Origin of the sequence: Spiroplasma diminutum CUAS-1 (assembly GCF_000439455.1) — a bacterium.
Lineage (GTDB): Bacteria > Bacillota_I > Bacilli_A > Mycoplasmatales > Mycoplasmataceae > Spiroplasma_A > Spiroplasma_A diminutum.
The window spans coordinates 259,854-282,264 of the sequence record NC_021833.1; the positions used below are offsets into that span (position 1 = coordinate 259,854).

A 22,411-nucleotide genomic window follows, 5' to 3' on the forward strand; every position below is an offset into this window, starting at 1 on the left:
AACAAATTTCTTTCCAAAAATATTATACACTTCTTTTCTAATAACTATTTTTTTAGCACTCAAAAATAGGGGTATAAAACTTTTTTATGTATAATCAATATATAAGGGGTAAGTTAAATGCCAGAAAAAACAACATTAAAAGATATAGCACAAATAAATAAAATACTTGCCTCAAAAGAGTATGAAACAATAAAGGAATTTAATGCATATATAGAAATTATAAAAGAATATATTGATGATACTTTTTTCAAAAAAGATGCAATAATTGAGAAATTAGTTGAATATTGTGAAAATAGTGGAAGATATTTAGATATAAAATTCAAAAAACCAAGCGGTATTGAATTAAATGCTGAAAATATTCAAGCTTATATGTCAAATACAAAAAAAGCCATTGAAAAGGCAATATTCATTGAAGATGATACGCTTAATCATTCAATTTTTATAGAAATAAAAAGTATATTTAGATATTTTTTAGAAAAGACTTATGAAATAAGTTCTCTTACAGATTATGAGACTTTGTATACAGTCAATACAATAGAATTTCATCAGCAAAATGAAAGCTTTAAATATTTATATACAATTTTTGATAAATTTACATATATTGCAAAACACTTAAATGATAAATATTGTAAAAAAATTGTGACAAATTATAATGGTGAAGCATTAAAATTTTCACAGAATTTCTTAAAAGAAATTTCTTTTTTAACAAAAAGCGCATTGGATTATCAAAAGTTAAGTGATACTATTGAACAAATTACTTATTCTAATGCTTGACATTACATTAGAAAATTAAGAAATTCTATAGAACATGATTTTGTAGATCCTTCATATAAATACAATATTTGCTTTTCTTTAGAGTTATTATTTATAATAATTGGTAGAATTATGCTATCGTTAAATTTACATATGCAATCAGAAATAGAAATTAGAAAAACTTTAGATTCACTTAAACAATTTAAGTAAAATAAAAGGAGGTCATTTATGGAAAAATGAAATGAAATACAATTAAATAACTTTAATGGACCTCTTGATCTTTTATTACATTTAATAAAAGAAAAGGAAATGGATATAATGGATATTAATTTATTGGATTTATCATCGCAATATATTTTATACATAAAAAATTATGAATCTTTGGACATTGAAATTGCAAGTGAATACTTAGTAATGGCAGCTTATTTAATAGAATTAAAATCTAAACTTTTAATCCCAAAAGAACAAATGGAAGTTGATTCAAACTATGAAGAACAAGAAAGAGATGAATTAATACGAAGACTTATGGAATATCATAAGATTAAAGAGGTAACTGAATTCTTTAAAATTAAACAAGAAGATTTCTTAAAATCATTTAGTAAATCAAAATCTATTATTAAAATAGCAAAAATTGATGATGATAAATTACCATTAGCTGAAAATAATATTGATATTGAAAAATTCTCAAATATATTCTTAAAAGCTATTGAAAAGAACAAATTCAAGAAAATGGAGGTTAATACTATTAATGCTCCAGAAGTTTCTCCAGAAGAAGTTGCAGAAGAAATTAAAACATTCTTAAAAATTAATAATATAGATGAAATTGAATTAGGAAAATTAATTGAATTAAAAGAATTATCAATTAGAATGATGGTGGCTACTTTTTTAGCAGTTTTAGATTTAGCTGCAAAAAAATTTATCACACTTTCTCAAAACAATGATGAAGTTATTGTAAAATATTTAGGTTAGTTAGAGGTGTTAATTATGGATAACAATAAAAAAATGGCTATTATTGAAGGATTATTATTTGTTAATGGCGATGAAGGAACAACAATTGAAGACTTACAATTTATATTAGAAGATATAAGTCAAGATGAAATTGAAGTACTAATTGATGATTTAAGTCATAAATATAAAAATGATTCATCATCAGGATTAGATATTCAAAAATTTGCAAAAAATAAATTTAGAATGATCACAAAAAAAGAAAATGCTGAATTTTATACTAAACTTGCTAATGTAAAAACAGAATCAAAACTTTCAACTGCAAGTATTGAAACATTATCTATAATTGCTTATAAAGGACCAATCTCAAGGACTAATGTTGAAGACATTAGAGGAGTTAATTGTGAAACAATTTTTTATAAATTAAAATTAAGAAATTTAATTGAAGAAGCTGGTAAATCGCAAGAAATTGGTAAACCAATGTTATACAGAGTTACAGAAGACTTTTTAAAGTACTTTAATCTAAATAGTTTGGATGAATTACCAGAATTAAAAGAAACAATAAAAGAAGAAAAAGATATCTTCAATAGAGGTGCATAATGGAAGAAAGATTACAGAAAATTATTGCAACTAGGGGATATTGCTCTAGAAGACAAGCAGAAAGGTTAATTGAACAAGGTAGAGTAAAAGTTAATGGAATAGTTATAACTGAACTTGGTTCTAAGTTTGATTCAAATGTTAAAATTGATATTAATAATAAAAATTTAGATGAAGTAAAAGAAAAAGTTTATTACCTATTTAACAAACCTAGATTAGTTCTAACAACTATGCATGACCCAAAAGATAGAAAAACTGTTGCTGAATTTTTTAAGGACTCAAAACTTAGAGTTTATCCAGTAGGAAGACTTGATTATGATGTATCTGGAGCACTTATTATGACAAATGATGGAGAATTTGCAAACTTTGTAATGCATCCAAAATACGAATTTAGAAAAACATATCAAGCTTTATGCAAAGGAAAAGTGCATAAATTTCAAATTAAACAATTAGTTGATGGTGTTATAATTGATGAAAATTATAAAACTAAAGCAATTCAATCAAGATTATTAAAATATGATGAAGAATATGATGAATCTGTAATCGAATTGACAATTGCAGAAGGAAGAAAACATCATGTCAAAAAAATGTTAATAGCAGCAGATATTTATTTAAGAAAATTGAAAAGAACTCAAATTGAATTCTTAACAATTGAAGATTTGCCAATTGGTAAATTTAGAGAATTAAAATCACATGAAATTAAACAATTTTATGGAATATATAATTCATTGAAAGTTAAAAAGAGGTAGAAAAAATGAGGATAGCAATTTTTGGAACTGTTGGAGCAGGTAAATCAACAGTAAGTGAAGAAATATCAAAAAAATTAGGTTATGAAATATTTCCCGAGCCAATAGATAACAATCCATACTTTGATGACTATTATAAAGATATGAAAGCAAATGTATTTAAAATGCAAATATATATGTTAACTGCAAGAAGTCAACAACTAATTGAAGCAAGATCTCTTGAAAATGTTATTTTTGACAGAACAATTTTAGAAGATCCAATATTTGTTGCAGTAAATCATGAACTAAATACTATGAATGATATAGATTATAAAACTTATACTGATTTTTATGAGCAAGTAGTTATTCCAAACTTGGCACATAGAGCAAAATTTGATTTAGTAATTTATCTTAAAGTTTCAACAGATAAGGCAATTGAAAGAATTAAAGAAAGAGGAAGAAGCCAAGAATTGGATACTCCAAGAAAATATTGAGATACTTTGAATGATAAATATAATGATTTTTTTGAAAGAAGAAAGCATATGTTTGATTTTTTAGTAGTTGATGCAGAAACAGATAATTTAGAAGTTAAAATGGATTTTATTATGAAAAAAATTTATGAAAAAGATCCGAGTTTAAAAAAATAAGCTTATGCTTATTTTTTTTATTTTCACTAATCAGAAAATAGTGTAAAATCTAAAAGTAAAGATTAAAAAATGAGGGGATAATAATGGGAAGAGCACATGAAGTTAGAAAAGCTAGCATGGAAAAAACTGCTGCTATGAAATCAGCAATCTATGGTAGAGCTTCTAAGGAAATCTATATGGCAGCTAAAGCAGGAAGTAAAGATCCAGAAGCTAATTTAGCACTTAGGAGTGCAATTGATAAAGCAAAATCAAAACAAGTTCCAGCTGATGTTATACAAAGGGCAATAAAAAAAGCTGAAGGTGGAGATGCAGATAATTATAGTTCAAATAGATATGAAGGATATGGTCCTGGAAATGCAATGATAATTGTTGATTCACTTACAAATAATGTTAATAGAGCTATTGCAGAAATTAGAGATGCATTTAATAAAAATGGAGGAAAAATTGCAAACAGTGGTGCAGTTTCTCACTCATTTCAAGCAACTAGTATATTTGCTTTTGAAGAAAAAACAGTTGAAGAAATTTTAGAAATATTAATGGAAGCAGAATGTGAAGTAAATGATGTAGTGGATGAAGATGAAATGACAGTGGTTTATGCACCATTTCAATCTTTTAATGCTGTTAAAAAAGCATTAGATTTAGCTGGAATAAATGAATATAAGATGGCTGAAACAACAATGTTAGCAGATGAAATGACTACAATTAATGAGTTAGAGGAAATGGTTAAATTTGAGAAACTAATAGATAAATTGAATGAACTTGAAGATGTTCAAGACATTTATCATAATGTAAATATTTAAGGGTTAATATTAAAATATGGCGAAAAAAATACTTTTACTTTTAACCATTGTGTTACAATTTGCATTAACAATATTTTCTCTAATTATATTTATTAATAGAGATTCTCTTCAAAGAGATGTTTATTTAGATTTTTCTTTAACTTCTGAAATGATTAGGAATTTTAAAGGGAAGAAAAAGATGCACGCTTTTTCTGCTTCTGCAAATGAGAATTATGCACTATATTCTCCAAAAGAAAAAAGTAATTCATTGGAAAATGTAGAATTCTACGGTGATATTCAAAAATATAATTATTTAAATAATAATTATTCTTTGGATATTTGAGAAAATGATTTTGATACTGCTCAAATTATACTTTTAGTAAATGAAAAGTTTGATTCATTAGAAATTAGTTTAAATAATGAGAATAATTTACCAGAAGGATTGGAAATTAATTATGGTTTTAATGAATTCATTTATTCAAGTGATTATTATTTAACTGGTTATAGAGTAAATCCTTTCGGGATTAATGAAACATTATTAGTTCCTGAAAAAATAACAGAAAATAAAATTCTGACAAACGTTTATAAAGATAGAGTATATATAATAAATTTATCCGTTTTTTCAAAGACTTTAGAAAAATCAGAAAAAATAGATTTAGATTTTAAAATAGTTGGTAAAATTGCAGAAAAAGAGGAAGAAATTATTCATAATATTTCTTTAAATTTATTTGATATAAATTATGATGCCTTTAAAAAGGCTGAATATAATACGTTTTATTTTCCAGAGTGAACATCTTTTTATTATAATAGTGTTTTTAATGAACGAAATGATAATAATAATGAAGATAAATATTATGGAACTCCAGAATTTATTGAGTATGAACTAGATTTTGATGAATATATAGATTTTAATTGAGATATGTATTGAAAAAATGAATATGAAGGGTTAGCTAAAATAGGAATGGACTCATTTCAATTAAGAATGAGTGATTTATGAAATTCAAATTGAAATGATGAAATAGAATTTCATAATCCGTGAAAAATAAGAAGAAAAGCACTAAATTTTATACCATGAAGATACAAAGGAAATCAAATAGATATTGAAAATATAAAAGCTCCAATTAAATTTGAGGATATAGACAAGAATATTTATATAGCTGATGAAGATTGGGATTCTTTTGATAAATATCTTAATCTTTTAGCAGAAGTTGGTATGAAAAAAGGTATGTTAAATAGTGCAAAAACCGGTTGAGGACCATTAAATAATACTTTAAAAATTTATGATGAATCTACAAAAAAATATTTTGAAGTAAATTCTTCAGCTAATAATTCTGATGGTATAAATTTTTTAAATTGATGATTTAATCAGTTCAAAAAGCATATTGATGACAAAAGACCAAAATGATTTAAGGATATAAAACTTTATTATTATTTAGATGAACTTGATTCTGGTGAAGTGAAAGCAACAAATAATTGATTAAAAGCAATTGATCCAAATAAAGAATATTTAGGTATGGCATTTTCTGATTGAGAAAGAGATATTGATTACAAAAGAATCACTCAATATGACCATGCAGATTATGCTTGAGTTCACTTCTTAGATATATATAATGATAAAAATAAAAATTACATGAATTTTAAAGAGTTTAGAAATAAAAAAGGTCTTTATACAGGTGAATATTTTTTAGATTCAGATAGCACATTTAACTTAACGAGAGCCGAACCAGGAATATTGGGATATATGCAAGCAGTTTTGAAAAATCAAGGAGATCCATATTTTATGAAATATGCTTTAAATGGTTGAGAAGAAGGTAAATCAGCTTGATCTTCTGATTTTAAAGATTATAGTTTTATTGACTTGCCATATGTTTCTGGAGATACAATATTTTCTTATCCAGAATTAGATACTATTAAAAATAAAGCTGAAATATTATCAAGAGCTGAAAAATGAAATGAGCCAAAAGAAAAAGAAAATTTTCAGGGAATGGCATTTAATCCATCAACAAGATTATTACAATTATCTGTTGGAACAAACTATATGAATAAAATAGATTATTTAATGAGCAAAAACTTCATTCCAACAACATATTTATCTGAAAATCTGGATCCTACTTTAAAATTAGGAAAAAAATTAAGCAATACTAAGTTTGATCTAAAATACGATAAAGTTAATTTTCCAGTAAAATTAAATGGTTATAATCTCACATCATTGGAAAAATATCTTAAATTATATAAAAAATATGATGAAATACAAGGATACAAAAATATTATTAATAAATTAAAAATAGCTACAAGAATATATTTGGGGGGAATTTAAAATGATTGAATGGTATATGATTATTTTAGAATTATTAGGGTATATATTTTTAATTTTTTCTTCGATAACATTAATTTGAATAACTTTTGGATATATTATATTTTTTTTAAATAAGAATGAATTAAAAATTAATTTTTATTTTTTGGCAATTAATTTATTTATTTTTGTTACTCTAATTATTTTCACAACATTTTGATTATTAACTTTGAAAGTACCAGAGTCATTAAATGGATATGATAAAAGCAACGAAGCTGCTAAAATATTACTTGCTGGAATGACAATAGCTTTCGGAATAATTTCAATAATATCTTTTTTATTATCTTTTAGTTTATCAAGGTATTTTGGTTTCATTAAAGATGAAGAAAATAATAGAAAAATTTTATTTGGAAAATTTTATTTAAGAAGAAATAAAAGAAATATTAAAAAAGGATAATAATTATCTTTTTTTATTTAAAAATAAAAATTAAATAAAATTTTTTAAGAATTTTAATTCAATTTTTAAATATAATTTTAAATAGTTAATTATTTAAAAGATAAGCTAATAGGGGAAAATGATGAAATTTAAAAATGAAAAAAAATTAGTAAATATATTTTTGATAGTTATTATTTTAATCAGTATTTGTTTTAATATATTAACTTTTAAAACAAATTATGAAGTTAATAAGATTAAAACAAATAAAAACATTGTCATGTTAACATTTGATGATGGTCCAGGCAAAGAAGATGAACAAATAATGGATATTTTAAAGGACTATAATGCTAAGGCTACTTTTTTTGGAACAGGAATTAATTACGAAAAATATTGAACAGATGCAGTAATTAATAAACTTGTAAAAAGAATGATTTTAGAAGGCCATTCACTTGGAAATCATTCTTATTATCATATTAAATATAATTACAATTTAAATAAAGCATATAAAGAATTCTATAAAACTAGTCAAATGATTGTAGAAATTTATAGAGATAATGATATAGAAATGAATATATCAAATATTCCTGTCAGAATGCCTTTTTTACAATATTATAGAGGATTAAATTCTTTACAAAATAAGTTAAATATCAATTATTTTGTAAGAGGGTATTTAGGATGTGATTATAATGAAGCGGTATGTGGAAAGAAAAAAATATTAAAGCAATATACTAATAATATAAGAAAGGGTCAAATTTTAGTTTGTCATACTAGAAATTATGCAACACAATGATTACCTGATCTTTTACAATATCTTGAAAATAAATCATATAAAACAGCTAATTTTACTTTAGGAGACTATTATTTTGGTAATTATGGGAGACTTATATTCTAATGTGATCAATTATAGAAATTTTTCAATTCATTACTTTAAATATAATATGTGGGTTTTTTATATATTTTTCAATTATAAATTTATTAAAAGTTAAATCAAATACTAAGTTAAAAATAATATATATCAGTATGTTAATTGTAAATATTATATGACTTATTTTTATATATACAATTACTTTTATAGTTTGAAAGACGTCTTGGGGATTTAATTTTTGATTATTTTTTAGTTTTTCTTTAACTGATATTTTATATTTTATAATTATGATATTTATAGATAAAAGTATTTTAAAAACATTAGGAATTAATAAAAAAGAACTATCAAATTAATTGATATATTAATCATTTAATTATTACAAACATTTAATTACTTATTATAGTTAATAATTTTGTTATACTATTTATAAGTATTTTTTTTAAAAAAATTAAATTATAAAAATTTTATTAGACATTTTAAATAATGTTTGTGTGTTAAGGGGAAAAAAATGAAAAAGTTAATTTTTAAAAGAAGCATAATTTTTAAAAGCTCACTAATTATGATAACTAGTTCTGTTATAATTGCTGCACCATTGAGCGTTATAGCATGTGAAATAAAAAATGAAATAACAATAAGACCTATAAATTGATATAGTCCTGTTAATACAATAAATGGAACAGATGATGCTTTTGCAAATGATTCATGTTCAATTTTATGAGATGAAGAAAAGAAATTATTTTATAGTTGAATGTTATTTAGAAATGGTAAAGGTTTTCCTTCTGGTTGAATTGAAATGACCTCTCCTGATTTAAATACTTGAACACAAGGCGAATATAGAATTCAACTTAATAAAGATTTTTCTACTTTAAATGGTAAGGGAAATACTTCGGCTTTAGGTGGTTCTGTATGAGTTGATACTCAAGGAAAGTTTTTTGACAAAGGTGATGTTGTATTTGTTTTATCAATGCAGCCATCAAGAATTTTAAATCCCAAAAAAGAAGAAATTGGATCAAAAAAATCTTCATCAAGTAGTAATACAACAGATGAAAGTGGAATTGCATATTTTGTTTCTCATGGTTTAGGAGAAGAATTTTATACTTCAGGGGTTCTATCAAAGGAATGTCTTAATAAAGATGGTTCAATGAATTGAAGAGATACAGCAGTTTTTGAAACAGATAATGGACTATATTTTGCAATTTCAGCAAATAATCGTTTAGAATTCTGAAGGATTAATCATTTTGGAAATAAATCAACTAATACTGGTGAAAAAATTACAAAAGTAAATGAATTATTTGTTAGAAATATTGGAGTTGAAGTGCCAAATGTTGTAAGACTTGATGAAAACTTATGATATGTTTCAGCTTCAGTTCAAGATAACCCATTTGGTGGTCCATTTCAATCTTCATGATGAACATTTTGTGAATGAGATGAAACAAAGGGCTTTATTCCTGTTGAAAGAAATGAAAATGGTGAGTTTGAAGAAATTGAAAATATTAGAACAGTTGAAGCTGCTTTAGCAATTCAAAAGGAACAACCAAAAAATAAAGTTATTAATTGAGAAGAAGCTCAAGAAGAAGAATATAGAAATATGATTAATCCTTGAATAGTTAATGAATATGGTACTGAAGGTTATGCACAAAGAGTTGTTAATCCATATCAAACACAAGATACTATAAAATGAAAGAGCTCTAAAAAATCAAACGAGAATAAATATAAACCAGAATCATTAATTGCACGTTCAATGACTTCTAACTGAGCATATAAAACAGATATTTGATCTTGAAAAGGTGGTAGTTATGGAAGTGAAAAAATCACTTTCACAGAAGATTGAAAAGCTGTATTTGAACCTAATGATTTAATTGGTGAATATTCTAATAATGGAACAGCTGTTTATAATTTAAAAGGTGAAGATTTAGTAAATGGATATAATTTAATTTTTAATGATCAAAATTTTACATTTTATTTAGAGGATAATAAAATTTCATGACAAAACAATATAAAAACTCGTCTAAAAAAATGAACAAATTCAGGGGGACCTGCTGATTCAAATGATGAGATAATTATTGTATGAAATCAATGTACACTAACGTTTTATAATAAAACAAAAGCTTGAAATGCACATTTTATGTTACCTTCAAATACAAAACATACTGTTAATGAAAATGCTAAATCTATTGTTGCTGGAAATACTGTTTAGGTTATATAAATTATTTAATTGTATTTAACAATAATAAAAGGAACTTTAACTAAAGTTCCTTTTATTTATCAAATTTTAATTCTATTATTTTTTTCTAGATACATTTCATCACCAGATTTAGTATCATAAATCTCATGGAATTCATCGATATTTATTAAAACTCCATTACATCTAAATTCTTCAGGAGAGTGGGGATCAATTAAAAGTCTTGTATTTTTTAATTCGTCTGTTGATTTTCTTTTTCAAATAGTTGCAAAGTTCTCAAAAAATAGTTTTAAGTCATTTGGACATTGTTCTTTACAAATATCTAATGCAGCTGCAACTCCACTTAAATCACCAATATTTTCACCTAGTGTTAATTTTCCATTAACACTAGTTCCGTTAATTTCATACTTATTATATTGTTCAACCAATTTTTCAGTTCTTAAATTATATTGTTTATAATCTTCTTCTGTTCATCAGTTTTCAAAGTTACCATTTTTATCAAATTTACTTCCTTCATCATCAAAACCATGACTTACCTCATGACCAATTACAGCACCAATTCCACCTAAGTTTTTTGCTTTTGGTTCATTAATGTCATAAAATGGTTTCTGTAGAATTCCTGCTGGGAAACAAATTTCATTTGAAGTTGGATTATAATATGCATTAACAGTTTGAGGATCCATATATCATTTAGTTTTATCTACAGGTAAATTGATTTCTTTTAATTCTTTTTGAATAAAATACTTAGAAAGATTTGCAATATTTTCAAATAGGTTACCACCTTGTTCATAACTTTTTATTTCAATACTTGAATAATCTTCAAATTTATCTGGATATCCTATTTTTATCGTAAATGAGTTTAACTTATCTATTGCTTTTTCTTTAGTGGTTTGACTCATTCATTCTAAATTATTAATTCTATTTGAATAAACTTTTATAAGATCATTTACCATCCCTAAAACATCATTTTTAGCTTCTTGAGAAAAATGTCTTTTTATATATTCTTGACCCAATAGTTCGCCAAGTTTTGAATTAGTAAATTCAACAGCTCTATCCATTTCAGGTTTCATTTCTTTAACTCCACTGAAAATACTTGAATAGTTAAAGTTTATTTGATATAAATCTAAACTTAAAATTGAAGAAAATGCTATTAGAGTTTTAATTTTCATAAAATCTTTTAAATCATCTAGTTTGATATTATTTAACATTTCATTCAATTTTTCTAAGAATTTTGGTTCAGATAAAATTATAATTGCAGCTTTTCCATAACCAATTTCATTTAAATATTTTTCTCAATCAATAAATGAACAATAATCATTTAAATCTTTAAAAGAAACTACATTGTAAATATTTTCTGGACTTCTTAATTCCTCTTGTTTTAACATGCTTTGACAAATATCTTTTTCAAAATTATAGACTAGTGAAAAAATATCATCAGTATTAAAATCTATCATTGAAGCTTTAGATAATTCTTCTAAATAAATTTTATAAGCATTTTTAATATCATTATGTCTTGGATGATTTTCATCATAAAAATCTCTATCTGACATTCCTAATCCCATTGAACCAATCATTAAAGCTCTTACATTACTGTCTTTAAAATCTGAATCAATTCCTTTTGAATGAAAAAATGATATATTAAATTGATTGAAGCAGTCTATTAAAAAGTTTGTAAATTTCTCTTTTGAATCGAGAGAATCAATCTTTTTAATTATGTTTTTGATTGGCTCAATTCCCTGAATATTTCTTTGCTCCTGATTTAAGTAATTGCTAAATATATTAACAATTTTTTCTTGATCTGAATTTAAATCATCTTTTTTATTACTAAAATCTAAAATCATTTCTTTAATATCATCTATTGATTTTTTATATAACATCTCAAAACTTCCTCATGATGGATAACCATCTGGTAGTTCTGTATTATCAATTCATTCTTTGTTCATATGATCAAAGAAATTATCTTGTGCTCTTACTTTTGTTGACATTATTACATCTCCTTTATCTAAAATAAATTATAGAACTAATATAAAAATAAACAATAGCAATACTCAAAACAACAAAACAATAAATTTTGTTATAATTATCACGTTAAGAGGTAAAAAATGAATAGAGATATTGTATTACTTAGAACTGTTGAAGTTGCAGCAATTGCTTCATACAAATATATTGGTAAAAAAGATAAAGATTTAGTAGATAAAGCAGCTGTTGAAGCTTTTGAAGTAATGTTAAAAAATGAAAAGGGTTTCAAATTAAAAGTAGTAAATGGGGAAGGCGAACTTGATCAAGCTCCAATGCTTTTTGTTGGACAAATACTTGGAGATTTAGAAGACCCAAGTGTTATGACCTATGATGTTAGTGTTGACCCTATTGAAGGGACTCACCCTGCAGCATATAATTTTGCTGGAAGTATTTCAACTATTGCATTTTCAAGAGAAAATACAATGTTGCAGCTTCCAGAAATGTATATGGAGAAATTATTTGTTAGCACTGAATTAAAAGAAAGTATTAATTTAAATAAAGGAATAATTGAATCAATTAAAATGATGCAATTAACTGCAAATAGAAGAGATTTAAAATGTATTATTTTAGATAAACCACGTCATAAAGATATAATTAAAGAAATGAATGATATGGGAATTATTGTAAGACTTATTCAAGATGGAGATGTTTTAGCAGCAATTGATGTGGTAAATGGCGATGCAGATTTTGTTTATGGAATTGGTGGAGCTCCAGAGGGTTCACTTATGGCAGCACTTGCAATTTCAGCAGGATGTAAAATGCAATCAAAACTTGTAAGATATGAACAAATTTGACCAAATGAACAAGAAACAGAAGTTAGAAAAAATAAAGAGAAAGCATGATTGGATAAATACAATTTAGATTTTGATTCTATTTTAGAAGATTTGGACTTAGTAAATGATCATAGAGCAAGATTTTTTGCAGCGGGATTAACAGCTGGAGGAAGTTTAAAACCAGTAGATTATAAAAATGGTAAATTTTATGTTAATGCTTTTATGTCTTCACATGGAATAGTGAGAAACTTTAATTCTGTTTATGATGTTAAAAAGGTAAATGATTTAAAACCAGAAATTAAATTTTTATTTGATAAATACAAAAGATAGTATTAACTAAAAGTTATATAATAGATTAAAAGGCATGGTGAATATATGTTTTCAATAAATGGATTTTTTTTAATAGCAATGATTCTTTCTTTTGTATGTTTATTGACAATTAGACTTTATAATACTTTTAGTTTAAGTAAAGTAATCGTTCACGAAATTAATTCTGCAGATAGCAACATATCTAGTTCTAAAGTAGAATCGATTATTGAGAGATTTAAAATATATTTGAGAGCTGAAGAATTAAATATTATTTATGGAGAAACAGAAAATTATTATAGAGTTAATCAAATGCTAAATAAGAGAAAAAAACAGATAACTATTCCAAAATGAATAATGCCAAGTGTTGGCTATGAATTGGACTATATTCTTGCAAGTATTTGATATAATACAAAATTAATTCAAAAGGATAAAGATATTAGAAAATTAGAATGAATTGTTAAATGATTTCCGATATTTTTAAACTTAATTTATATTTTAAGTTTTTTAGCAGCTATAGTATTTTTATTTTTAGATAAAGATTCAATTATTAAATCTAATCCATCAAAATTTCTTATTTTCTTATTTAATATGCCAGTATTTGAATTAATATCAATTACAACATTTTTGCTTATAGTTATATTAATGTTTTTTACAAATAGTTTAAAAAGCATTTTAGAAGAAAAATATGAAATGGAAATTATTCATTTCGTAAATAATGAATGTGAAAGTTATAAAAAGGATATATCAGTGGCAAGAGTTTATTCAAAGTCTTTTAATAAACTAGATTTTAAAATATTTAGAATTAATATGAAAACAACAAATTTAAAATTTGTAGGTCCTTTTACTTTATTGTAAAAAATAAAAAATTGAGTTATACTCAATTTTTTATTATCCTTGACCTAATCCTTTTTCTTTTCATTCGGCCATTATTTCATCTTTACCACCAGGTTTTGAATATCTATCTTTATATTCAATGAATCTTTCCTTACATTCTTTTAGTTCATGCATTGCTTCTTGTGCAGAACCTCAACCGTTTATTTTAACTTCTTTTTTTTGTAAAGCTTTATATTGTAAAAAGAAGTTTTCAATTTCATCTTTTAAATGTTGAGGTACATCTTCTAAATTTTTGTATGAATCAAATCTTCTATCGTCTGCAAATACTCCAAATAATTTTGTATCTATTTCTCCAGCATCTATCATTTTAATTGATCCTAAGATTCTAACATTAACTCCAACACCAGGAAGTGTAGGGTATGTTACAAGACTTATAACATCTAATGGGTCTCCATCTCAGTCAAGAGTTTCAGGTACAAAACCATATTCTCCAGGATAAAAATTTGCTCCATATAAGACTCTATCTAAACTAATTTCATTAGTATTGATATCATATTCGTATTTATTTGAACTACCTTTTGGTATTTCAACTATCATTTTAATTACATTATTTTCCATTATTAAAATCTCCTCTACAAAATAATTTTATATTATTTTTTAAAAACAATAGGTTGTTTCTAAAATAAATGCTTATTTATTAAATTAACAAGAAGTTTAATAAAAAAAGAAAAAGTAAAAACATTAATTGTAAATTTGATTACCGAAACTATAAAACCAGATCATAAATAACTGATTCATAGAACACTATTTTTTTCAGGCATAATTCCTGGATATAAAGTGTTATACATATCAAAAATGAAATAATGATTAGCTAACATTGATAAAAATGCTGAACTTATCATTGCGATTATTCCAGATAAAACTATAATGGTGATATATCAGCGAATTTGATTATCTTTTTTAACTTTAAATAGGATGATTTTTTTTAAAATTAAAAATACAATAGCAAATGTTATCAAAAAACTTATATCAGATAAGGTCATTGCTAAAACTCCAATAAAATCACTTGGTGCGGGAAGAATTACTCTTAAAAAATTACTAAATATACAAATTATTGATGCATATAGTCAATTTGTTGAAAGATAAATAAATAATATCCCTATTAGTGAAAATTCTACAGTATAAAACTGAAAAATAGTTAAAGCTCCCATAAGATATTTACTAATAATTGTTATCACTATTTCTAATGCAAATAGCATAGAAAGTAATGAAATTCTTTTTATATCTAAACCAAATGTGTCTTTAAATACTAATTTTCAATTATATTTATTTATTTCTGAAAAATCATACTTATGACTTCAGAAACCATATATATTGTTCATAAATACACTCCTTAAAAAAATAAAAGCCCCATTTTTTAAATGGGGCTTTTGTACAACAAAATAGACTAAAAAATTAGTCAGATTTGCTGGGTATTTTCTCTCATCCGGACTGTACCGTCGGTTTCAGAATTTCACTGAATCATGCTGTTTTATTAGCTCATGGACTTTTACCATCGGTAAGGAATCTAACCTTGCCCCGAAAATACTCTCAAAATTATTATAAACTACAAAAAGGTAAAATTGCATAAATCTAATTTATAATTTTTATAATTTATATTTATAAAAATTATAAATTAGTATATAATATTTTTGACAATAAAAAGGAGAAAAAATTATGGAAGAAAAAAATCACAACATACCAGAACATGATGATGTAAAAGAGGGTAAAAAAGATCATTATCACGATGAACACCATTTTGATTCTCTAGGTAACCACGATGATATCAATGATGAAGATTTTCATTGAAAAAATAGCATTTATACAAGTAGAAGGAATTTAACCTTTAGAATAACTTTAACGGGAGTATTTTTAGCATTAGCAATTGCTTTGTCAGCATTTGAAATGTTATATGAAGGTTTTTTAGAAAAAATGACAATAGCGGGTGGAGTTGCAATTCCATTTAGAATATTAGATATTTTAGTAATTACACTTTCACTTGCTGCAATAGGACCAGTATTTTCTGGAATAATTGCTTTTATTGTTCCATTTATTCATTTAATGGATGGACACCATGGAAATGCATTAACTATATTAATAGATAGTTTAGGATATTTTGTTTCAATTTGAGTAATATGATTTTCATACTACTTTATATTTAGAAACTCAAGTATACATAAGCATCCAATAAAATCAGTTGATAGATTTAAAAGGTGAACTCCAATGGCTATATATGTTCCAATAATGGCAATAATTTATACTTTATTAGTTTTTGCAATGATATATATCACTACAAATTCTGGTCATGATGACCATGACCATGATCATTTAGATTTGATTTCTAATTTAGGAATAACTACATATCATGGAGATCATGAACATTCTGGAGAATGAAGCGCTGTTAAAGAAAATTTAGGACTATTTATTGGTGTAATTTCAGCAGTTCAAATAGTAAGATTTTCAATTTGTTATGCACTATTTGCTTTAATAGAACCACAAGTCAAAAAAATTAACCATTATTACAAGTAAAAAGAATTAATACATATTTTTAACTCAATATTTGGTAAAATCAAATTATAAATCAAATAGATTAGTGAGGAATCAATATGGCAGGAAAAAAACCAGTATACGTTTCTATGGATTTAGGAACTGCATATACATTAGTATACATTGAGGGAAATGGGATTGTTTATAACGAACCTTCAATTGTTGCTTATAAAATTAAAGAAAATAAAATTGTTGCAGTAGGTGAAGAAGCTTACAAAATGATAGGTAAAGGTAACAAAAATTTAAGAATAGTTAGACCAATGGTTGATGGAGTTATTACTGATATAAAAGCAACTCAAGCTCAATTAAATTATATTTTTGCAAGATTAAGATTAGAAAAAACTTTAAAAGGATGTGTAATGTTATTAGCATGTCCATCAGTTATTACTGAATTAGAAAAATCAGCACTTAAAAAAATTGCACTTAATTTAGGTGCAAGTGAAGTGTTTATTGAAGAAGAAGTTAAAATGGCAGCTTTAGGTGGTGGAGTAAATATTAATGCTCCAACTGGTAACTTAGTTGTTGATATGGGTGGAGGAACTACTGACGTTGCAGTTATTGCATCAGGGGATATAGTTCTTTCAAAATCTGTAAAAGTTGCAGGTAACTATTTAAATGAAGAAATTCTAAAATTTGTAAGAGCACAATATGGAATGGAAATTGGTATTAAGACAGCTGAAACAATCAAAATTAATATTGGTTCATTAGCAAAAGTTGCTGATGAAAAATCAATGAAAGTTTACGGACGTGATGTTGTTTCTGGATTACCAAGAGAAATTGAGATCACACCAGAAGAAATGAGAGAGGTATTGAAAGTACCTTTATCAAGAATTATTGAATTAGTTGTTCAAGTTCTTGAACAAACTCCACCAGAATTGGCAGGAGATATTTTCAGAAATGGAGTTGTTCTTTGTGGAGGAACTGCATTAATTAAAGGTATTTCAAAATATTTTGGAGATACTTTACAATTACCAACTAAAGTTGGTGAACAACCATTATTAGCTGTTATTAATGGAACAAAAAAATATCAATCAGAAGTTTTTGAATTATTAAGAGCTTCAAAAATTGAATTAAGTTATTAAAACACCAAAAGGTGTTTTTTTCTTTTTTTTAATTTTATATGGAAAAATTTCTATTAATTTTAAAAAATATATAACTTTTTTTGTTTTATGATATAATGATTTTGAAATTACAAGAGATTGTGATTTTGCCAATATAGATTGAAGGATGTGCGTGTCCAAAAAAGCTGATTATCTTTTAAATTATGCAGATATTTAAGTGAAATTTTTGAATGAGTAAATTTTACTTAAATAATAATTTATAAATTTAATAATAAAAAAACCCTTTTAAAGGGTTTTTTTATTCGTCTCCTATTTTAACAGCTCCAGTTGGACAAACCATCTGACATTCTACTAATTCTAGATCATTTTCATTTGCTTCTGCAAATCCATCATCATCCATGAAAAGAGTTTCAGTTTCATCAATTTGTACACAGGCCATACACCCTATACACATTGGTTTATCAATTCAAGTTTTCTTCATAAAACCATCTCCTTTTCATTAATATAATAACAATAATTTTAATTATTTCTATATTTAATTTATAATATATAAGTTATGAGGTGAAAAAAGCATGAGCCTAACAAGAATGGAACGTAATAAGCAAATTCATGAACAAGTTAAAAAAGAAATTGCCTATAAAAAAAATATACAAGATGAAAAATCAATAATACATTCTACTTTTGAAAAATTAAGAGTAATTGATTTAGATTTTTTTAAAGAAAAACTTAATATTTTTGATGCAAAGCATGAATTTGAAAAACCATACTTAGATAGAGATAAATCATCAAGTTTATTTCCAGAGGAAATTAAATATGAAATGAAATTAGAAATATCTGAATTAAAAAAAATAGGTATTAATCATGTGATAAGCAACTCAAAACCTGTTATTGAAGAAGATGATTCTTTAACTTTAAGAAGTGAAAAATATATAAACTTATATAATAGCTTACTTGCTAATGAAAAAGGTTTTGAAAGAAATATTAATAAATTAAAAGAAAAGCAAGCAGGCCTAAAAAATACACCTCAAGATATATCAATGACAACTGTTCAACAAGTTAGAAGTAAAGATAATAGAACTACTCAACAAATGATTATTGAAGTTAATGAAAAAAATGAAAAGGGTCAAAATAGACTTTTGAAAACTTGAAAAACATATGAAAAAAAATATCGATTCAAATGAGCATTGCCATTATTAATAATAATGACAATTCTAATGTTTTTAGCAATTATCATACCAATTTTTTTATAGAAGGGTAATTTAATAATAAATGAAAAATATTAATATAGCAGTTGATGGAACAGCTGGATCAGGTAAAAGTTCTGTGATGATAGAAGTTGCTAAAAAAATAAATATGAATTTCATAGATACTGGTGTAATGTATAGAGCATTTACAAAATTATGTTTGGTAAACGATGTAGATTTTTTAATAAGTGAACAAATTTCAGATCAAATTAAAAATTTTAATTTTAAATATATTAATGAACGTTCTATTCTAGTAAATGATATAGATTATGGAAAAAATATTTTTGATTATGATGTAGCAGAAAATATCAAATATGTTGCAAAAAATAATGATGTTCGAGAATTTATGGTTAGAGAACAAAGAAAAATGTCTCAATCTAAAAATAATATAGTAATTGGTAGAGATATTACAACAGTAGTGTTGCCAGATGCAGAATTAAAAATTTACTTTGATTGTTCAGTTGAATCTAGAGCAAAAAGAAGATTTGATCAAAATGAAAGAAAAAATATTAAACCAAACGTTTATGAAGATATCCTAAGACAAATTCAACAAAGAGATGACTATGATAAAAATAGGGAAGTAGGACCTTTAAAAGTAAGTCCAGATTCATGATATTTAGATACAAGCAATTTAAGTATTGAACAAGTTATAGAATTAGTATTAAAAAAAATAGAAGAGATTAAATAATTATTTAAGGGGGTGTAGATTTATGGCAAGAAAAGGAATAGTTGCAGTTGTTGGTAGACCAAATGTTGGTAAATCTACATTATTTAATAGAATTATTAGAGAAAAAAAGGCTATTGTTGAAGATAAACCAGGAGTTACAAGAGATAGAATGTATGGTCAAGCAGAATGATTGACAATGCCTTTTATTGTTGTTGATACTGGTGGAATAACATTGCAAGATAGTCCTTTTTCAAAAGAAATTAGAATGCAAGCTGAAATAGCAATTAAAGAAGCTGATGTAATAGTTTTTGTAATTAACTATAAAGATGGGATCACTCAAGAAGATGAAGCTGTTGCAAAAATATTATATAAGACTCATAAACCAGTTATTTTAGCTGTTAATAAATATGATAGAAAAGATCAATTTGAAGAATCATATACGTTTATGACCCTTGGTTTTGGTGAACCTTGTTTAATATCTTCTACTCATGGTATAGGAGTAGGAGATTTATTAGATAAAGTAATTGAAAATATGCCTAAATTTAATGAAAATAACTTTGAAGAAGAATTAAAATTAGCAATAGTTGGTAGACCAAATGTTGGTAAATCAAGTCTTGTAAATGCTCTTGTTGGAGAAGAAAGAATGATAGTCTCTGATATTGCTGGAACAACTGTTGATGCAGTTGATACCAAAATAAAATACAATGGGAATGAATATACAATTATTGATACAGCTGGTATGAGAAAAAAAGGTAAGATATATGAAAATCTAGAAAAATATAGTTATCTTAGATCTGTTACAAGTATTAATAAAGCAGATATTGTTTTATTAATTTTAGATGCAAGTCAGAAAGTAGCAGATCATGATACAAATATTGGTGGGGTTGCATTTGAAGAAAATAAACCTATAATAATTATTGGTAATAAATGAGATTTAGTTTCCAATAAGGAAACAAATACTATGAAGAGAAAAGAAGAAGAAATTAAAGCATATTTTAAATATTTAAATTATGCTCAGGTTTTATTCTTATCAGCAAAAGAAAATAAAAGAGTAAATAAAATTTTTGAAATTATTGATTTAGTTCAAAAAAATATTAAAAAAAGAATTAGAACCAGTTTACTAAATGAAATTTTTAATAAGGCTCAATTAATTAATCCTGCTCCAAATCATAATGGAGGTAGATTAAAAATATTTTACGCTTCTCAAGTTGAAGCATATCTTCCAACATTTGTTTTATTTGTAAATAACCCAGAATTTGTACACTTTTCTTATAAGAGATTTTTAGAAAATCAAATAAGATCACAATTTGACTTTAGTGGTGTACCAATAACAATCATTTTTAGAGAGAGGAAATAAAAAAATGGCAAGCGAAAAAATAGCAATAATAGGAACAGGAGCTTATGGAACAGTTTTAGCAAATGTTTTAGCTGATAATGGACATGATGTAATTATGTACGGAATTGAAGAAGTTCAAGTAGATGATATTAATAATAGCCATTTAAATTCTAAGTTTTTTCAGGACTTATTACTTAATTCAAATATTAAAGCAACTACAGATTTTGCAGTTGCAATGGAAAAGGCAAACGTTGTAATTTTAAGTGTTCCAACTTTTGCGTTAGATAATGCAATTGAAAATGTTATAAAGTATGGAAAGCGTGAAATGCATATAATAAACGTTGCAAAAGGGCTTGATGAAGAAAATCTTGATGTTTTAAGTAAAAAAATTAAAAAGAAATTTGAAGGTACTGGTGTTATGAAAAGTTATGGTGGAATTTATGGTCCATCAGTTGCAATTGAAGTAATCATGAGAAAACCAACTTGTGTTATGAGTTGTAATGAAGATGAAAAAATAGCAACATATATTGCGAAATTATTCTCAAATGAGTATTTTGTTGTTAAAGTATCAACTGATGTTATTGGTTGTGAAATTGCAGCTGCATTAAAAAATAGTGTTGCAATTGCCGCTGGAATTCTACATGGATTTTCAGCAGCAGATAACTCAAAAGCTTCTTTAATAACTATTGGTAATGCAGAAATATATAATGTTGCGAAACATTTTGGTGCCAAAATAGAAACTTTTATGAATTTTGCAACTTTAGGTGATCTAATTCTTACAGCTTCATCGTTGAAATCAAGAAACTTTTCTCTAGGAGTTCAAATTGCTCAAAAAGATGATGCAAAAAAAGTTTTAACCTCTCATAAGAACACTGTTGAAGGGGTTTTATCTTGTAAATTAGTCTATGAAATGTGTAAAAAATATAAAATTAGTGCACCAATGTTTGAAATACTATATAAAATACTATACAATAATCATAAGCCTAGTGGGTTAGTTAATGATTTTTTCCAACACGCTAAGGTAGTATAGATAAAAGGGGTATAAGAACCATGACAAAAAAAGAATTATCTGAAAAACTATCAGCTGAATTTGGTAGCACTAAAGCAGAAGCTGAAAGAATGATTAATTATGTTTTTGATGAAATATCAAACGCATTAGTTAAAAAAGAAGAAGTAGCAATTGCAGGATTCGGTAAATTCGTTACTGCTGAAAGAGCTGCTCGTGAAGGTGTAAACCCAGCAACTGGAGCAAAAATTAAAATTGCTGCAACTACTGTAGCAAAATTCAAAGTAGCTAAACAATTAAAAGAAGCAGTTGCTAAATAATAAAAAACATTTAAGACTTGCTATTAGCAAGTTT

General features: G+C 25.2%; 23 protein-coding genes and 1 riboswitch. Of the genes, 19 read left to right on the forward strand and 4 right to left on the reverse strand.

The window, feature by feature from the left end:
- Positions 1–117 precede the first annotated feature (117 nt).
- From SDIMI_RS01235 to SDIMI_RS01285, 10 genes are all read left to right on the forward strand, one after another.
- The gene (locus tag SDIMI_RS01235) at positions 118–963 is read left to right on the forward strand and encodes a hypothetical protein (RefSeq protein ID WP_020836170.1); all 846 of its coding nucleotides are present in this window, start codon (positions 118–120) and stop codon (positions 961–963) included.
- An 18-nt stretch (positions 964–981) separates the two neighbouring features.
- Entirely contained in the window at positions 982–1,722 is a 741-nt protein-coding gene (locus SDIMI_RS01240) for a segregation and condensation protein A (RefSeq protein ID WP_020836171.1), read from the forward strand.
- A 15-nt stretch (positions 1,723–1,737) separates the two neighbouring features.
- On the forward strand, positions 1,738–2,298 hold the full coding sequence (scpB, locus tag SDIMI_RS01245) for an SMC-Scp complex subunit ScpB (protein WP_020836172.1): 561 nt from the start codon (positions 1,738–1,740) through the stop codon (positions 2,296–2,298).
- Positions 2,295–3,044: a pseudouridine synthase gene (locus SDIMI_RS01250; protein ID WP_148285808.1), complete on the forward strand. Its 750-nt coding sequence runs from the start codon at positions 2,295–2,297 to the stop codon at positions 3,042–3,044. The genes scpB and SDIMI_RS01250 overlap by 4 nt, the downstream gene beginning before the upstream one ends.
- Positions 3,045–3,049: 5 nt before the next feature.
- Positions 3,050–3,667, forward strand: coding sequence for a deoxynucleoside kinase (locus SDIMI_RS01255; RefSeq protein ID WP_020836174.1), 618 nt, complete (start codon positions 3,050–3,052; stop codon positions 3,665–3,667).
- Positions 3,668–3,750: 83 nt separating this feature from the next.
- A complete protein-coding gene (locus tag SDIMI_RS01260) occupies positions 3,751–4,467 on the forward strand; it encodes a YebC/PmpR family DNA-binding transcriptional regulator (protein WP_020836175.1) in 717 nt (238 codons plus the stop codon).
- Between the two features lie 16 nt (positions 4,468–4,483).
- Positions 4,484–6,763 carry a hypothetical protein gene (locus tag SDIMI_RS01265; RefSeq protein WP_020836176.1) on the forward strand — a complete coding sequence of 760 codons (2,280 nt, stop codon included), beginning with the start codon at positions 4,484–4,486 and terminating at the stop codon, positions 6,761–6,763.
- A gap of 1 nt (position 6,764) precedes the next feature.
- On the forward strand, positions 6,765–7,196 hold the full coding sequence (locus tag SDIMI_RS01270) for a hypothetical protein (RefSeq protein WP_020836177.1): 432 nt from the start codon (positions 6,765–6,767) through the stop codon (positions 7,194–7,196).
- 121 nt (positions 7,197–7,317) lie between these two features.
- Entirely contained in the window at positions 7,318–8,067 is a 750-nt protein-coding gene (locus SDIMI_RS01275; RefSeq protein WP_041618268.1) for a polysaccharide deacetylase family protein, read from the forward strand.
- A gap of 481 nt (positions 8,068–8,548) precedes the next feature.
- Positions 8,549–10,237 carry a hypothetical protein gene (locus SDIMI_RS01285; RefSeq protein ID WP_020836180.1) on the forward strand — a complete coding sequence of 563 codons (1,689 nt, stop codon included), beginning with the start codon at positions 8,549–8,551 and terminating at the stop codon, positions 10,235–10,237.
- 65 nt (positions 10,238–10,302) lie between these two features.
- Here SDIMI_RS01285 and SDIMI_RS01290 read toward each other — a convergent pair whose 3' ends face one another.
- Positions 10,303–12,207, reverse strand: a complete 1,905-nt coding sequence (locus SDIMI_RS01290) for a M13 family metallopeptidase (protein ID WP_020836181.1) — start codon at positions 12,205–12,207, stop codon at positions 10,303–10,305.
- Positions 12,208–12,324: 117 nt separating this feature from the next.
- Here SDIMI_RS01290 and SDIMI_RS01295 point away from each other — a divergent pair, with 117 nt between their 5' ends.
- Together SDIMI_RS01295 and SDIMI_RS01300 are read left to right on the forward strand one after the other, a co-directional pair.
- A complete protein-coding gene (locus SDIMI_RS01295) occupies positions 12,325–13,344 on the forward strand; it encodes a fructose-bisphosphatase class II family protein (RefSeq protein ID WP_020836182.1) in 1,020 nt (339 codons plus the stop codon).
- Between the two features lie 45 nt (positions 13,345–13,389).
- Complete coding sequence (locus SDIMI_RS01300) at positions 13,390–14,178, forward strand: hypothetical protein (RefSeq protein ID WP_020836183.1); 789 nt, start codon at positions 13,390–13,392, stop codon at positions 14,176–14,178.
- Between the two features lie 33 nt (positions 14,179–14,211).
- Here SDIMI_RS01300 and SDIMI_RS01305 read toward each other — a convergent pair whose 3' ends face one another.
- Both SDIMI_RS01305 and SDIMI_RS01310 read right to left on the reverse strand, forming a co-directional pair.
- Positions 14,212–14,775, reverse strand: a complete 564-nt coding sequence (locus SDIMI_RS01305; protein WP_020836184.1) for an inorganic diphosphatase — start codon at positions 14,773–14,775, stop codon at positions 14,212–14,214.
- 59 nt (positions 14,776–14,834) lie between these two features.
- Complete coding sequence (locus tag SDIMI_RS01310) at positions 14,835–15,539, reverse strand: ECF transporter S component (protein WP_020836185.1); 705 nt, start codon at positions 15,537–15,539, stop codon at positions 14,835–14,837.
- A gap of 88 nt (positions 15,540–15,627) precedes the next feature.
- Positions 15,628–15,747, reverse strand: a riboswitch (FMN riboswitch).
- Between the two features lie 126 nt (positions 15,748–15,873).
- Between SDIMI_RS01310 and SDIMI_RS01315 the strand changes: the two genes are divergently transcribed.
- Both SDIMI_RS01315 and mreB read left to right on the forward strand, forming a co-directional pair.
- Entirely contained in the window at positions 15,874–16,725 is an 852-nt protein-coding gene (locus SDIMI_RS01315; RefSeq protein ID WP_020836186.1) for an ECF transporter S component, read from the forward strand.
- A gap of 77 nt (positions 16,726–16,802) precedes the next feature.
- Complete coding sequence (gene mreB, locus SDIMI_RS01320) at positions 16,803–17,825, forward strand: rod shape-determining protein (protein WP_020836187.1); 1,023 nt, start codon at positions 16,803–16,805, stop codon at positions 17,823–17,825.
- A 277-nt stretch (positions 17,826–18,102) separates the two neighbouring features.
- Here the strand turns inward: mreB and SDIMI_RS01325 are convergent, their stop codons facing one another.
- Positions 18,103–18,285 (reverse strand): ferredoxin, encoded by a 183-nt coding sequence (locus SDIMI_RS01325; protein ID WP_020836188.1) that lies wholly within the window; start codon positions 18,283–18,285, stop codon positions 18,103–18,105.
- Between the two features lie 91 nt (positions 18,286–18,376).
- Between SDIMI_RS01325 and SDIMI_RS01330 the strand changes: the two genes are divergently transcribed.
- From SDIMI_RS01330 to SDIMI_RS01350, 5 genes are read left to right on the forward strand one after another with little or no spacing between them, the layout of a single operon-like run.
- Positions 18,377–19,054 carry a hypothetical protein gene (locus SDIMI_RS01330; RefSeq protein WP_020836189.1) on the forward strand — a complete coding sequence of 226 codons (678 nt, stop codon included), beginning with the start codon at positions 18,377–18,379 and terminating at the stop codon, positions 19,052–19,054.
- A 19-nt stretch (positions 19,055–19,073) separates the two neighbouring features.
- Entirely contained in the window at positions 19,074–19,736 is a 663-nt protein-coding gene (cmk, locus tag SDIMI_RS01335; protein WP_020836190.1) for a (d)CMP kinase, read from the forward strand.
- A 22-nt stretch (positions 19,737–19,758) separates the two neighbouring features.
- Positions 19,759–21,072: a ribosome biogenesis GTPase Der gene (gene der / locus SDIMI_RS01340; RefSeq protein WP_020836191.1), complete on the forward strand. Its 1,314-nt coding sequence runs from the start codon at positions 19,759–19,761 to the stop codon at positions 21,070–21,072.
- A gap of 4 nt (positions 21,073–21,076) precedes the next feature.
- Positions 21,077–22,081 (forward strand): NAD(P)H-dependent glycerol-3-phosphate dehydrogenase, encoded by a 1,005-nt coding sequence (locus SDIMI_RS01345; protein ID WP_020836192.1) that lies wholly within the window; start codon positions 21,077–21,079, stop codon positions 22,079–22,081.
- 20 nt (positions 22,082–22,101) lie between these two features.
- Entirely contained in the window at positions 22,102–22,377 is a 276-nt protein-coding gene (locus tag SDIMI_RS01350) for an HU family DNA-binding protein (protein WP_020836193.1), read from the forward strand.
- Positions 22,378–22,411: the final 34 nt, after the last annotated feature.